At 57.6% G+C, this 15,713-nt stretch carries 7 protein-coding genes; all 7 read left to right on the forward strand.

Features of this window, described 5'->3' with window-relative positions; all coding sequences use genetic code 11:
• Positions 1 to 33 precede the first annotated feature (33 nt).
• The 7 genes from pilQ (at position 34) to AO242_RS05755 (ending at position 15,687) form a co-directional block, all read left to right on the forward strand.
• Positions 34 to 2,136, forward strand: coding sequence for a type IV pilus secretin PilQ (gene pilQ / locus AO242_RS05720; protein ID WP_176560575.1), 2,103 nt, complete (start codon positions 34 to 36; stop codon positions 2,134 to 2,136).
• Between the two features lie 4 nt (positions 2,137 to 2,140).
• Positions 2,141 to 2,659, forward strand: a complete 519-nt coding sequence (gene aroK / locus AO242_RS05725) for a shikimate kinase AroK (protein WP_027901980.1) — start codon at positions 2,141 to 2,143, stop codon at positions 2,657 to 2,659.
• 128 nt (positions 2,660 to 2,787) lie between these two features.
• Positions 2,788 to 3,891 (forward strand): 3-dehydroquinate synthase, encoded by a 1,104-nt coding sequence (gene aroB, locus AO242_RS05730; RefSeq protein WP_099268007.1) that lies wholly within the window; start codon positions 2,788 to 2,790, stop codon positions 3,889 to 3,891.
• Positions 3,892 to 3,900: 9 nt separating this feature from the next.
• The gene (locus AO242_RS05735; RefSeq protein ID WP_099268008.1) at positions 3,901 to 5,520 is read left to right on the forward strand and encodes an AAA family ATPase; all 1,620 of its coding nucleotides are present in this window, start codon (positions 3,901 to 3,903) and stop codon (positions 5,518 to 5,520) included.
• A gap of 357 nt (positions 5,521 to 5,877) precedes the next feature.
• Complete coding sequence (gene gltB / locus AO242_RS05745; protein WP_099268009.1) at positions 5,878 to 10,326, forward strand: glutamate synthase large subunit; 4,449 nt, start codon at positions 5,878 to 5,880, stop codon at positions 10,324 to 10,326.
• A 121-nt stretch (positions 10,327 to 10,447) separates the two neighbouring features.
• Entirely contained in the window at positions 10,448 to 11,866 is a 1,419-nt protein-coding gene (locus tag AO242_RS05750) for an FAD-dependent oxidoreductase (RefSeq protein ID WP_027901976.1), read from the forward strand.
• A gap of 668 nt (positions 11,867 to 12,534) precedes the next feature.
• Positions 12,535 to 15,687 carry a dermonecrotic toxin domain-containing protein gene (locus AO242_RS05755; protein ID WP_099268010.1) on the forward strand — a complete coding sequence of 1,051 codons (3,153 nt, stop codon included), beginning with the start codon at positions 12,535 to 12,537 and terminating at the stop codon, positions 15,685 to 15,687.
• Positions 15,688 to 15,713 lie beyond the last annotated feature (26 nt).

A 15,713-nucleotide genomic window follows, 5' to 3' on the forward strand; every position in this document is an offset into this window, starting at 1 on the left:
AGCACTCTCGGGTTCGCAGGACGGAAAATGATCATGACCAGGATTCTTTCGGCTATCGGTGTATCGCTATGGATTGCGATGATTTCGCCGATGCTCCAGGCCGCCACTCTCAAGACGCTGGATGTTGCGGCGCTGCCCGGTGACAGGATCGAGCTCAAGCTGACTTTTGATGCGCCGGTCCCTGCGCCCAGAGGCTATACCACCGAGCAGCCAGCGCGTATCGCACTCGATTTGCCCGGCGTGACCAGTCAACTGGCGACCAAAAGCCGTGAGCTGGGCAGTGGCAATGCCCGCAGTGTGGTCGTGGTTCAGGCCAATGATCGCACGCGTGTAATTGTCAACATGACCACACTTGCGCCTTACAGCTCACGGGTTGATGGCAATAATCTGTTTATCGTGATCGGTCAGGGCGCCACTGCGGCGCAGGCATCGCAACCCAGTACTGCGCAGGGCGCGGCTCGTGTTGCCGTGCCACCTCCTGCTCCCGCAAGACCCAAAGCGTATGCGCCAACTGGCAAAGCGATCCGCAATGTCGATTTTCAGCGGGGCGAGTTGGGTGAAGGCAATGTGATCATTGATCTGACGGACTCCAGCGTGGCGCCTGATATTCAGGAACAGGGCGGCAAGATTCGCGTCGACTTCGCCAAAACCCAGTTGCCTGAAAAGCTGCGGGTACGACTGGATGTCAAGGACTTCGCCACGCCGGTACAGTTCGTTAACGCCACTGCGACCGGCGACAAGGCAAGCATCACCATCGAGCCATCCGGGCCTTTCGATTACTCCGCCTATCAGACCGAAAGCAAGCTGACCATCAGCGTGCGTCCGTTGACCAACGAAGACCTGGACCGCCGCAACGCAGAGAAGCTGGTTTACACCGGTGAAAAGCTGTCGCTCAACTTCCAGGACATCGATGTGCGCTCGGTGCTGCAATTGATCGCAGACTTCACCAGTCTCAATCTGGTCGCCAGTGACACGGTTCAGGGCGGCATTACCTTGCGCCTGCAGAACGTGCCGTGGGATCAGGCGCTGGATCTGGTGCTGAAAACCAAAGGTCTGGACAAACGCAAGATCGGCAACGTTTTGCTGGTCGCACCCGCCGACGAAATTGCGGCCCGCGAGCGTCAGGAGCTGGAGTCTCTCAAGCAGATTGCCGAGCTGGCACCGCTGCGTCGTGAACTGTTGCAGGTCAACTACGCCAAGGCTGCGGACATCGCCAAACTGTTCCAGTCAGTGACCAGCGCCGAGTCGAAAGTCGATGAGCGCGGCTCGATTACCGTGGATGACCGAACCAACAACATCATTGCCTACCAGACTCAGGACCGTCTGGACGAGCTGCGCCGCATCGTCTCCCAGCTGGATATTCCCGTGCGTCAGGTGATGATCGAGGCGCGAATCGTCGAGGCCAATGTCGGTTACGACAAGGCGCTCGGGGTCCGCTGGGCAGGCGACACCAACCGTAATAACAACCACAAATGGAGTGGTTATGGTCTGGATGATAATGGGGACGAAGCCGGTAACACGGGCGATGCGCTGACTTCCAATGTGCCATTCGTCGATCTGGGCGCAGCCAATGCAACCTCCGGCATTGGTATCGCTTTCATGACCAATAACGCTTTACTCGATCTCGAGCTCAGCGCAATGGAAAGAACCGGCAACGGTGAAATCGTCTCCCAGCCCAAGGTGGTCACTTCCGACAAGGAAACCGCGAAGATTCTGAAAGGCACCGAGATTCCTTATCAGGAATCCAGCTCCAGTGGTGCCACGACAGTGTCTTTCAAAGAGGCCTCGCTCTCACTGGAAGTGACGCCGCAGATCACGCCGGACAACCGCATCATCATGGAGGTCAAGGTCACCAAGGATGAGCCCGACTACCTGAACATGGTGCAAGGCGTTCCCCCTATTCGTAAAAACGAAGTCAACGCAAAGGTGCTGGTCGCCGATGGAGAAACCATCGTAATCGGTGGTGTGTTCTCGAATACGCAAACTAAAACTGTCGATAAGGTGCCATTTCTCGGCGATGTGCCGTATGTTGGCCGCCTTTTCCGGCGCGATGTGGTCTCGGAAGCAAAATCCGAGCTGCTGGTGTTCCTCACTCCGCGTATCATGAACAACCAGGCGATTGCTGTGAGTCGTTGATTCTGTGCGAAATTTAATACTTGTAGGGCCGATGGGGGCTGGTAAAAGCACCATCGGCCGTTTGCTGGCCAAAGAGCTGCGCCTGCCGTTCAAGGATTCCGACAAGGAAATTGAGCTGCGCACGGGTGCCAATATCCCGTGGATCTTTGATAAAGAAGGTGAGCCCGGATTCCGTGACCGCGAGCAGGCGATGATTGCCGAGCTATGCAGTGTCGACGGGATCGTCCTCGCGACCGGCGGCGGTGCCGTCATGCGTAGCGAAAATCGCCAGGCCCTGCATCAGGGCGGGCGCGTGGTGTATCTGCATGCCTCGGTAGAGCAGCAAGTCGGACGTACTGCCCGCGACCGTAACCGCCCGCTGTTGCGCACCGCTGATCCGGCAAAGGTTTTGAGCGATCTGCTCGAGATGCGTGACCCGCTTTATCGGGAGATCGCTGATCTGGTGGTTGAAACCGATGAGCGGCCGCCACGAATGGTGGTTCTTGATATTCTTGCGCGCCTGGCGGAGCTTCCTCCCCGTTAAAGCCTGGGCAGAAATGCGCTATCCTCTGCGACCAATAAAAAACAGGACGAGGCGTAGCCTTGAGCCACCTATTGCGTGAGTGCCAAAAGCACTCACAGCGACGTATCCGGTAATCAACGTGGGGACACATGCAGACACTTAAGGTCGAGCTTGGCGAGCGCAGCTACCCGATTCATATCGGCGAAGGCTTGCTGGATCGTTTGGATTTACTCGCTCCGCATATCGTTGGGCGGCAAGTGGCGATTGTTTCCAATACCACCGTCGCGCCTCTTTACCTTGAGCGACTGACCCGCACCCTGGCCGGCTACAACGTCCTGCCTGTCATCCTTCCGGACGGCGAAGCTTTCAAGAACTGGGAAACCCTGCAAAGCATTTTCGATGGCCTGCTGGGTGCCCGTCATGATCGGCGTACCACGGTAATTGCCCTGGGTGGCGGCGTGATCGGCGACATGGCCGGTTTTGCAGCCGCTTGCTATCAACGCGGCGTGAACTTCATTCAGATCCCTACGACCCTTCTGTCTCAGGTTGACTCTTCGGTGGGCGGCAAGACCGGGATCAACCACCCGCTGGGCAAGAACATGGTCGGTGCGTTTTACCAGCCAAGCGTCGTGCTGATCGACACCGCCAGCCTCAATACGCTGCCGGAGCGGGAATTGTCGGCGGGCCTCGCCGAAGTCATCAAGTACGGTCTGATCTGTGATGAGCCGTTCCTGACCTGGCTTGAAGAAAACGTTGACCAGTTGCGTGGACTGGATCAGGCCGCCCTGACAGTCGCCATCGAACGCTCCTGTGCCGCCAAGGCCCTGATCGTTGGCGCTGATGAGCGCGAAACCGGCGTGCGCGCTACGCTGAACCTGGGGCACACGTTCGGGCATGCCATCGAAACCCACATGGGGTACGGTGTCTGGCTGCATGGCGAGGCTGTCGGCGCAGGCACTGTCATGGCGCTGGAAATGTCTTCTCGTCTGGGCTGGATCAGCGAACAGGAGCGAGACCGCGGCATTCGCCTGCTTCAGCGCGCCGGTCTGCCGGTGGTGCCGCCGCAGGAAATGACCCCGGAGCATTTCCTTGAGCACATGGCTGTCGACAAAAAAGTCCTGGATGGTCGTCTGCGTCTGGTCCTGTTGCGCCGTATGGGCGAAGCCGTGATCACCGACGAATATCCAAAAGAAGTTTTACAGGCCACGCTGGCGGCGGATTACCGCGCCCTCGTGGATCAGCTCAGAGGTTAATGAAATTCCATGACGAGTAGCTTGCACGCCGACGAGGCCTTCCTCGGCCATTACCAGTTGAGTCATGACCCGTTCGCAGCGCGGGTACCTGGCTTCAAATTCTTCCCTGCCCAGCGCAAGCCGGTATTGGGACAATTGCATCATTTGGCCCGTTACAGCCAGCTATTGCTGGTCGTGACCGGCCCGGTGGGCAGCGGCAAAACCTTGTTGCGTCAGGCGTTGGTTGCCAGTACCAACAAGCAATCGGTCCAGAGCGTGGTGGTTTCGGCCCGGGGTGCTGCAGATGCTTCCGGTCTGCTGCGTCAGGTTGCCCAGGCGCTGAATGTCGCCCAGCCAGAGATGCGCGCCATCCTCGCGCAGGTCGTGCAATTGGCGCTGACCGGCCAGGAAGTCTATTTGTTGGTGGACGATGCCGAACAACTTGGCGAATCCGCACTCGAAGCACTGCTCGGTCTGGCCGATGGAAGTCCTGAAGGCCGTCCACATGTGTTTCTGTTCGGTGAAGCTTCACTGATCGATCGACTCGATCAGCTATGTGCCGAAGCGCAAACCGAGGGCGAGCGCTATCACGTCATCGAGCTGGCACCTTACACGGAAGATGAAACACGGGAATATCTGGAGCAACGACTGGAAGGTGCCGGACAAGGCATCGAATTGTTCACGGCCGAGCAGATAACCGATATTCACGAGCATTCCGGTGGATGGCCTGGCGCTATCAATCAGGTTGCCCGGGACTCAATGATCGAGGCGATGATCGCCAGCCGTTCGGCGGTCAAACGCCCAAGTGTGGGATTCAAAATGCCGAAGAAATATGTAATGGCACTGGGTGCTGTGGTTGCAGTCGGGGTATTGGCAGCAGTGCTGATCCCGGGCCGTGGCGGCAATTCCGGTGCCCCAGCGACCCAGCCTGCCAACTCGCAGGCGCAACTGCCTCTGGGGCAGGGCACGCCAAGCGCCCAGCAGTCCAACAACGGTGGCCCGGCTATCGAGTTCGCGGGTAATTCGCAGCCGATGCCGTTGCCGTTGGTGGGTAACTCTCAGCCCGTCATGCGCGGCCCTCTGGCCGAAGCGGCGGGCGCGAGTGATGGCGACGATGATGGCGTACCGGTCGGGTCTGTTGACCAGCCACCTACCGTGACCACCACCGCGCCACCTGCTGGTGTGCCGGCCGGTGCAGCACCGTCGACACCTCGTTCGTCCATTGCGCCGCCAGCGGCCGCTACTGCTCCGAAGCCAGCTACACCTGCTGCGACCGCTCCGAAGCCAGCAGCGCCTGCTCAGGCTCCAACGCAGGTCGCAACCGCCAAGACTGCACCGGCCGCTGCCGGGAAATCTGCAGCTGGTAGCAGCTGGTATGGCAGTCAGGCGCCGGGTCGTTACGTGGTGCAGATCCTCGGCACCAGCTCCGAGAGCACTGCTCAGGCGTTCGTTGCCGAGCAAGGCGGCGAGTACCGTTATTTCAAGAAAACGCTTCAGGGCAAGCCGCTGTATGTGATCACTTACGGCAACTTCTCTGATCGCGCAGCTGCCCTTGCAGCTATCAAGGTATTGCCAGCGAAGGTTCAGGCTGGTAAACCTTGGCCTCGTACTGTCGCCAGTATCCAACAGGAACTCGGCGCAGCTCGCTGAAGTCGCAGCGGCCTTATCCGGGCCGCTCACCCAGCATCCCTGTTTTGATCCGCAAGCGTGCAGTCCGATTGACCGCGCGCCTTGTGGTGTCTGCGTCCCGGACGCTTTTGGAAAACAGGGTGTTTTGGTCAGATCGCTAAAAAAGCTTTTGACTAGCACAGCATCCAGCTATAAACGTTCATAAATGCGACACGAATTTACGACTGTTCGTCGTTAAATTTGTGAGGCTTTGTGTCGCTGTGTACAATGACCTCCCTTTTGCTCCCGCTAAGCTGGCGTACGTTCAGCGCGAGAGGTAACTGGTTGAATTGAAAAGAAATTTGTCTCTTTTAGAGGCAGCCTGGTGAGAAAGTGTCTATGAAAGCAGGTCTGTACCATCCAGATGAATTCAAGGATAACTGTGGTTTCGGCCTGATTGCCCACATGCAGGGCGAACCCAGTCATCACCTGTTGCAGACGGCTATCCAAGCCCTGACCTGCATGACCCACCGTGGTGGGATCAACGCCGACGGCAAGACCGGTGACGGTTGCGGGCTGTTGATTCAAAAACCGGACGCGTTCCTGCGCGCCATTGCCAAAGAACACTTTGATAATGAGCTGCCGCGTCAATATGCCGTGGGCATGGTGTTCCTCAATCAGGACGACGCTAGAGCTGACGCCGCCCGCGAGAACATGAATCGCGAAATCCTTGCTGCTGGCCTGACCCTTGTTGGCTGGCGCCAGGTACCCATCGACACCAGCGTGCTGGGTCGTCTGGCGCTGGAGCGTCTGCCGAAAATCGAGCAGGTGTTCATCGGTGGTGAAGGCCTGAGCGATCAGGAATTCGCGATCAAGCTGTTCAGCGCACGCCGCCGTTCTTCGGTCGCCAACGCTGAAGACACCGATCACTACATCTGCAGCTTTTCTCACAAGACCATCATCTATAAAGGTCTGATGATGCCGCGCGATCTGACGGCATTTTTCCCGGACCTGAGCGACGAGCGCCTGCAAACCGCGATCTGCGTGTTCCACCAGCGCTTCTCGACCAACACCCTGCCGAAATGGCCGTTGGCGCAGCCGTTCCGCTTCCTCGCCCACAACGGCGAGATCAACACCATTACCGGTAACCGCAACTGGGCGCAGGCCCGTCGCACCAAGTTCGCCAACGAACTGATTCCGGACCTGGACGAGCTGGGCCCGCTGGTCAACCGCGTGGGTTCCGACTCTTCGAGCATGGACAACATGCTGGAGCTGATGGTCACGGGCGGCATCGACCTGTTCCGTGGCGTGCGCATGATCATTCCGCCTGCGTGGCAGAACGTTGAAACCATGGACCCCGATCTGCGGGCGTTCTATGAGTACAACTCCATGCACATGGAGCCTTGGGATGGTCCTGCTGGCGTGGTAATGACCGAAGGTCGCCACGCGGTTTGCCTGCTTGACCGTAACGGTCTGCGTCCGGCGCGCTGGGTCACCACCAAGAATGGCTACATCACCCTCGCGTCGGAAATCGGCGTGTGGGACTACAAGCCGGAAGACGTCATCGCCAAGGGCCGTGTCGGGCCGGGTCAGATCTTTGCCGTGGACACTGAAACCGGCCAGATCCTCGACACCGATGCCATCGACAACCGCTTGAAGTCGCGTCATCCGTACAAGCAGTGGCTGCGCAAGAACGCCCTGCGTATCCAGGCGACCATCGAAGACAACGACCATGGTTCGGCTTTCTACAATGCCGACCAGCTCAAGCAATACATGAAGATGTATCAGGTCACCTTCGAAGAGCGTGATCAGGTATTGCGCCCGCTCGGTGAGCAGGGCCAGGAAGCGGTCGGCTCCATGGGCGACGACACGCCGATGGCTATTCTGTCGCAGCGTGTGCGTTCGCCTTACGATTACTTCCGTCAGCAGTTCGCGCAGGTCACCAACCCGCCGATCGACCCGCTGCGTGAAGCCATCGTCATGTCGCTGGAAATCTGCCTCGGTGCCGAGCGCAACATTTTCCAGGAGTCGCCTGAGCATGCTTCCCGCGTGATCCTCAGCTCGCCGGTCATTTCCCCGGCCAAATGGCGCTCGCTGATGACTCTTGAGCGTCCGGGCTTTGAGCGGCAGATCATCGACCTGAACTACGACGAGAGCATCGGCCTTGAAGCGGCTGTGCGTAACATCGCTGATCAGGCTGAAGAAGCCGTGCGTGCCGGTCGTACCCAGATCGTCCTGACTGACCGCCATATCGCCCCAGGCAAATTGCCCGCTCACGCATCCCTGGCTGTAGGCGCTGTGCACCACCGCCTGACCGAAAAAGGCCTGCGTTGCGACAGCAACATTTTGGTTGAAACCGCGACAGCTCGCGATCCGCACCACTTCGCGGTGTTGATCGGCTTTGGTGCTTCGGCTGTTTATCCGTTCCTGGCCTACGAAGTGCTGGGCGACCTGATCCGCACCGGTGAAGTTTTGGGAGACCTCTATGAGGTGTTCAAGAACTACCGTAAAGGCATCACTAAAGGTTTGCTCAAGATCCTGTCGAAGATGGGCATCTCTACCATCGCTTCGTACCGTGGTGCGCAGTTGTTCGAAGCCATCGGCCTGTCCGAAGCGGTCTGCGAACTGAGCTTCCGTGGCGTACCAAGCCGCATCAAGGGTGCGCGCTTCGTCGATATCGAAGCCGAGCAGAAGCTGCTCTCCAACGAAGCCTGGAGCCCACGCAAGCCGATCCAGCAAGGTGGCCTGCTCAAGTTCGTGTTCGGTGGCGAATACCACGCCTACAACCCGGACGTGGTCAGCATGCTGCAAGCCGCTGTACAGCAGGGCGACTACAGCAAGTTCAAGGAATACACCTCGCTGGTGGACAAGCGTCCGGTATCGATGATTCGCGACCTGTTCCAGGTCAAGACCCTCGACACTCCGATGTCCATCGACGAAGTCGAGCCGCTGGCGGAAATCCTCAAGCGCTTTGACTCGGCCGGGATCTCTCTGGGCGCATTGTCGCCGGAAGCTCACGAAGCGCTGGCCGAGGCCATGAACCGTCTGGGCGCACGCTCCAACTCCGGTGAGGGCGGCGAAGATCCTGCGCGCTACGGCACCATCCGCAGCTCGAAAATCAAACAGATCGCTACTGGCCGTTTCGGCGTAACCCCTGAGTATCTGGTCAACGCCGACGTGTTGCAGATCAAGGTTGCCCAAGGCGCCAAGCCGGGCGAGGGCGGGCAACTGCCGGGCGGTAAAGTGAACGGTCTGATCGCCAAACTGCGCTATGCAGTGCCGGGCGTGACCCTTATTTCGCCGCCGCCGCACCACGACATCTATTCCATCGAAGACTTGTCGCAGCTGATTTTCGACCTCAAGCAGGTCAATCCGGCGGCGCTGGTTTCGGTGAAACTGGTTGCCGAGGCGGGCGTCGGTACGATTGCTGCCGGTGTGGCCAAGGCTTACGCCGACCTGATCACTATTTCCGGCTATGACGGCGGCACCGGTGCATCGCCGCTGTCGTCGATCAAATACGCAGGCGCTCCGTGGGAACTCGGCCTGGCCGAAACTCACCAGACCCTGCGCGGCAACGATTTGCGCGGCAAGGTTCGGGTACAGACCGACGGTGGTCTGAAAACCGGTCTGGACGTCATCAAGGCTGCAATTCTCGGTGCCGAAAGCTTCGGTTTCGGTACGGCGCCAATGATCGCGCTGGGCTGCAAATACCTGCGTATCTGCCACCTGAACAACTGCGCCACCGGCGTTGCCACTCAGAACGAGAAGCTGCGCAAAGACCACTACATCGGCACCGTCGACATGGTGATCAACTTCTTCACCTACGTGGCTGAAGAGACCCGTGAGTGGCTGGCCAAGCTGGGCGTCCGCTCGCTGGAAGAGCTGATCGGCCGTACCGATTTACTCGACATCCTGCCGGGCGAAACCGCCAAGCAACAGCACCTGGACCTGACGCCGCTGCTGGGTAGCGACCACATCCCGGCTGACAAGCCTCAGTTCAGCCTGGTAGATCGTAACCCGCCGTTCGACAAAGGCCTGCTGGCCGAGCGCATGGTTGAAATGGCCAAGCCGGCCATCGAAAGCCTGAGCGGTGGTGAATATGAACTGGACATCTGCAACTGCGACCGCTCCATCGGCGCGCGGATTTCCGGCGAAATCGCCAAGCTGCACGGCAACCAGGGCATGAACAAGGCGCCGATTACCTTCCGCTTCAAAGGGACGGCTGGTCAAAGCTTCGGCGTGTGGAACGCCGGTGGTTTGAACATGTATCTGGAAGGCGACGCCAACGACTACGTCGGTAAAGGCATGACCGCTGGCAAGCTGGTCATCGTTCCGCCAAAAGGCAGCCCGTTCAAAACCCAGGAAAGCGCCATTATCGGCAACACCTGTCTGTACGGCGCAACCGGCGGCAAGCTGTTTGCAGCGGGTACTGCAGGTGAGCGTTTCGCGGTGCGTAACTCCGGTGCTCACACTATCGTGGAAGGTACGGGCGATCACTGCTGCGAATACATGACTGGCGGTTTTGTCTGCGTACTGGGCAAGACCGGCTACAACTTCGGTTCAGGTATGACCGGTGGTTTCGCCTACGTGCTCGACCTGGACAACAGCTTCGTTGACCGGGTTAACCACGAGCTGGTTGAGATTCAACGCATCAGCGGCGAGTCGATGGAAGCTTATCGTAGCCATCTGGAGCGTGTACTGGCCGAGTATGTCGAGGAAACCGACAGCGAGTGGGGCCGTAACGTCTGGGAAAACCTGGACGATTACCTGCGCCGCTTCTGGATGGTCAAGCCGAAGGCTGCTTCGTTGAAGTCGTTGCTCTCCAGCACCCGCGCGAATCCGCAATAACTGCAGCCACAAGCGGCGAGCTTCAAGCCGCAAGTTAACAGCAGTGCGCGAGTTGCCTGCGAATATGATTCTGGCAGCTTCAGGTTTGTCGCCTGAAGCTGCCATGTAGAGGTTCAAGAGAATGGCCGAACGTCTAAGTAACGACTTCCAGTTCATCGATGTCGGGCGTAAAGATCCGAAGAAGAAGCTGCTGCGTCAGCGCAAGAAAGAGTTCGTGGAAATCTACGAACCTTTCAAACCCCAACAGTCTGCCGATCAGGCTCACCGTTGCCTGGGTTGCGGTAACCCGTACTGCGAATGGAAATGCCCGGTACACAACTTCATCCCCAACTGGCTCAAGCTGGTTGCGGAAGGCAACATCCTGGCCGCCGCCGAACTGTCGCACCAGACCAACACCCTGCCGGAAGTCTGCGGTCGCGTGTGCCCGCAGGATCGTCTGTGCGAAGGTGCCTGCACCCTGAACGACGGTTTTGGCGCTGTGACCATCGGTTCGGTCGAGAAGTACATCACTGATACCGCGTTCGCCATGGGCTGGCGTCCGGACATGTCCAAGGTTGTGCCGACAGGCAAGCGCGTAGCGATTGTTGGTGCAGGCCCTGCCGGCCTTGGCTGTGCCGACGTATTGGTACGCGGCGGCGTGACCCCGGTGGTGTTCGACAAGAACCCGGAAATCGGCGGCCTGCTGACCTTTGGCATCCCCGAGTTCAAACTGGAAAAAACCGTACTGAGCCATCGTCGTGAAGTCTTCACCGGCATGGGTATCGAGTTCCGTCTCAATACCGAAGTCGGCAAGGACGTGACCATGGAGCAGTTGCTCGAAGAATACGATGCCGTGTTCATGGGCATGGGCACCTACACCTATATGAAAGGTGGCTTCGCCGGTGAGGACTTGCCGGGTGTGCACGATGCGCTGGATTTCCTGATCGCCAACGTCAATCGCAATCTGGGCTTTGAAAAGTCGCCGGAAGATTTCGTCGACATGAAGGGCAAGAGGATTGTCGTCCTCGGCGGTGGTGACACGGCTATGGACTGCAACCGTACGTCGATCCGTCAGGGCGCCAAGTCGGTGACCTGCGCTTATCGTCGCGACGAAGAAAACATGCCGGGTTCGCGCAAGGAAGTGAAGAACGCCAAGGAAGAAGGCGTGAAGTTCCTCTACAACCGTCAGCCGATCGCCATTGTTGGCGAAGACAAGGTTGAAGGTGTGAAGGTGGTCGAGACCCGTCTTGGCGAGCCTGATGCCCGTGGCCGTCGCAGCCCTGAGCCGATTCCTGGCTCGGAAGAGATCATCCCGGCTGATGCCGTGGTCATCGCGTTCGGCTTCCGCCCAAGCCCGGCACCGTGGTTTGAGCAGTTCACTATTCAGACCGACAGCCAGGGCCGTGTTATCGCCCCGGAACAGGCGCAATACAAGCACCAGACCAGCAACCCGAAAATCTTCGCCGGTGGCGACATGGTGCGCGGTTCTGATCTGGTGGTGACTGCAATCTTCGAAGGCCGTAACGCGGCTGAGGGGATTCTGGACTACCTGGGCGTTTGATGTAGCAGCGCGGCTCCCACGGAACCTGTGGGAGCCGAGCTTGCTTGCGATAAGGCTGGACGCCATCTACTTGATACCTGCGGTGCTTTCATCGCGAGCAAGCTCTACTCCCACAGGCTTGGTGATCGTCTGTAGGAGCGCTCCCGTCGTCCAGACGCCGCTGGGTCGTAGGACCGGCTTTAGCCGGGAGGGCAATGTCCCTGGCGACAGAAGTAGTGCGAATGGACCGACGTCCTCCCGGCTAAAGCGGAACGCCGCCCGGCCGGTCCTACGAGATCCCGATATTTCAGTGGCTTTTGCGTTGTTTGATGAGAGTGAGCTTGCTCGCGATGAACGATAAAACAGTGTGTCTGAAGGGCTGCCGCGTACAGATCGCGGGCAAGCCTTATTCCACATAATCCTCGCCTCCGCTTCAAACCCTGCAACAAATCGGCACCGTGCCCCGGGCAGAAGTAACTGCCAACCAAGCCCCTGCGCTAACAACCCCTCCAGCTTCATCCTCCTCCTTTATCCAATCCGCGCCATCAGATGCTGGCTCGCCGACTGCTTTGCTGTTTATTTCCTCGAGGTATTTCTGCTCGAAGAGCGGGCTAGGATCTGTGCCTGACTTAACGGGAACGCTTTCGTACAGATTCCCTTTTAATACATGTCGCTATAAGGAAATAGCCATGTCTCAAGATACATCCCTACCCAACTCTGCCAGGTCTACAGATACCGACGGCGCGAGGACATTCAAGCCGAGCATCAGCTCAATTCGTGAACACATTGCACGCCAGCGTGCTGATCGGATTCTTGATCAGTTCGCCGAGCGATTTACGGAAGATAACTATTTCCCCGAAGGCGGCGACGGTTTGCTGTTCGCCATGCTGACCTGGCTGCCTCAGTGGCCTGCGGACACGGGCATTGTGATTCAGGATGACGAGGGTGACTTGGTCGCCAGTTATCTCCAGGGCAACAATTGGGAAGCAGTGGAGCACACGATTACCTTTGTTCAACGTCATGACGGTACCTGGTCCACGCCGGGCGCCACCCAGACCTATTCCACCGAGTCGCTGTTCCAGGTTTTGTTCAGCCAGCTTTCAAAGTCTCAGATTGGTCGTTACGCGGGTGATCTTAGTGTCGAGAGCCGGATCGCGATGTTACGTGAGCAAATCTCAAGGTCTGCACGATCAGAGCGTGCACTTCTATTTGAGGCATTGATGGCGGATTCCCATATCTCGAAGTCTGAATCACCAGACGCTGAGTTGAATCCCTACTTGCCTTTTTGGGCGCCATCGCCAGAAGAATGGCCGCTATCCTTATCGACCCTGCACGTGCTCAATCCTCACTTGCCGGTCGAACGCCTGATGGCTCTGCTGGATGCGGTGCCGCTGACTCAGACCGAGGAAAAAGCACTGGTGCGCGACCAGATAATGCCTGATGCCTTTGACGAGGCGCTGGAAAGGTCACGTTTGGAATGGAGCAACTACCGCGCAATTGATGGGCTGCTGCATACACGGGTCTACGGCGAGAAGAGCGATACGATGGCCCGTTTCTACGCAGGGCGCTTGTTGACCGCCCGTCTGGGGCGGGGCCTGTTGGTGACTCACTACTCGGAACACAAATATCGACCTCCAGGCCAAGGCGACCCGGTGGTCTTGGTGTACGGCGAAAAAGGTCTTTATGGGAGGGGCGACGAGGATGTTGTAAGGGTCAGACCCGCCGGGACAGACACCGATAGTTTTTATCTGGCAATCATTTCTCAGTTACAGGCTCACGAGCGCACCTCTCTGGGACTGGCGTCTGATGTCGACGTCAGCGGTTTGCGCAGTGCCGTAGCCAGGCTAGCCATTGATGACAATGGCGGCTGGTTTGCCGTTGGTGTGAAAGGGGATTTTCTGCCTGACTGGCTTAAGCGCGCTTCACCCGCTGACAAGCTCGCCTGGAGGGATGCCATGCTGGCGCTACTCGAAGCCCGGGCGTCCGGCTCATCAGAGGTCAAGGGGTATGGCGAACCCAGGCAGATACGTGATTATGCCCGTGAGAAGCTGAGTGAGCGGCTACGCATCGATCATGGGCTGATGCTTGAGCCCGATGAGGTGATCGTGGTGACACGACACACCCAGATAGTTGGAATCGTTGTAACGCCCGGGTTGAATATTGGGGGCGGTGAGGCTGTGCATACGACTCAAGAGCATAGCCTGACGGATTTGAGCCTGAGTAATATCGCGTTCACGAATGTTAACTTTCAGACGACAGCCACTGTTCAGAATGCCGAAGGGGAGCCCATCGGTGTCCTGACAGCTTCATACATTTATGACCTGATTCGTGATCTCGATGTGGGCGCAGCTTATACAGCCTTATTGAAAGTGCGTTTGCTGACCTCTGCCGAAGGGATATGGCGTAAAGAGCGCTTCGCGCATGTGATGCAGGCGCAGATGCGCGTGGACGCCTTTGAAGCGAAGATCGCGGGGGATTTTCTCACTGCCGGTCAGTCATCGGTAGATCAGGCGGACCTGGGTTACCAGTGGGTAAAGGCAATTCTGGATAATCCGGTTGATGGTGAAAAGCGCGCGCGGGTGGAAGGCCATCAGATTCAGGTTGAAAAAATTACGCTCAGCGGCGTGCCACTGGACGGGCTGTTGATTATCAGGCCTTCATTTACCTTCGATAGCTCGCCGCTGGTGGTCTACACGCCTTGGGCACCAGATGGTATGTGCTTTCGTAAACTCAACAACTTCGCAGAGTTGCGCGCACTGCTGCATCGTCCTGATTACCGGGATTATCTGATGAGTCTGATTGCGCTCCAGTCTCGCGCCCAGATCGAAAGTTTGCTTGGCAGTGGCTGGCGCTTCATCGACATTGAGACTGAGGTCTACAGCCGTAATTTCTTTGAAGGAGCGTATGAAGAGAAAGTTGCGAGGGTTCTTGAGAGCGTCGATGTACAAACCACGACTACCACGGAAAAGAACTGGCAGAGCGCCTGGGATGTCATCAGCATTGCTGCTGAAGTAGCACTGAATTTTCTACCCGTTAAAATTGTACTGCCTATTGCTGCACTGCGCAGTCTGTATGTTATATCTCAAGGCATACATAAGGCCGTCACCGGAAAGAGCGGGGATGCAGCAGGCTATTTTATCGAAGCTGCAGTTTTACTCATTGATATGCTTTTGCTTTCGGCAGCGTCAAAGGTAAAACCCGGGAAGATCAAACCTTTTATAGATAGGCAAACGGGTGTCCTCAACTTCGATGCCAGGCCCGCTCTGCCGCAGATGCCGGAAAGGTTGACGTTGCGCACCGATGGTTTTTTCAACGGCATCCATGAACAAGTCAGTGGTGGCGTAAGCAGTTTTTATCTGGTGCGCAGCGGGAAAGCATATCCCGTCGTAGCTGATCATAAAAACAAGGTGTGGAGGATGGTCGATCTTCGTAATCCGGATGCTCCCGGCAAAACGCCGATGTTCCCTGATGAGCAAAATGTGTGGCGCTACCATCCACCAGGCGGAGCGGGCGGTGAGGTTACCTTCCGGCTGGATTTACCCACTAATGAGGTCCTTGCAACAATGAAGGTTCTCAAAAAAAAGGACGCGCACATTCGGGAAGCGGTTTTGGCATGCATCGAAAAGATCAAGGCAGATTTCGCGACGAACAATCAGTGTCACGGATTTGAAACGGTAGGAAAAAACGCCGCAAAGGAACTGCTATTCACGTTCAGACTGACCGGAATACCTGGTAGTAAAGGGGCTGGGGCATGGCGTTTGAAAGTCAGGCATCCTGCCGATAACAGGGGGGTACTGGTGCTTGAAGAAATCATGGAAACGCATAAATTCAAATTTGGTTAGGCGACATAGGAGTGGCCCGCGGCAGG

Origin of the sequence: Pseudomonas sp. ICMP 561, from assembly GCF_002699985.1 — a bacterium.
GTDB classification, from domain to species: domain Bacteria; phylum Pseudomonadota; class Gammaproteobacteria; order Pseudomonadales; family Pseudomonadaceae; genus Aquipseudomonas; species Aquipseudomonas quasicaspiana.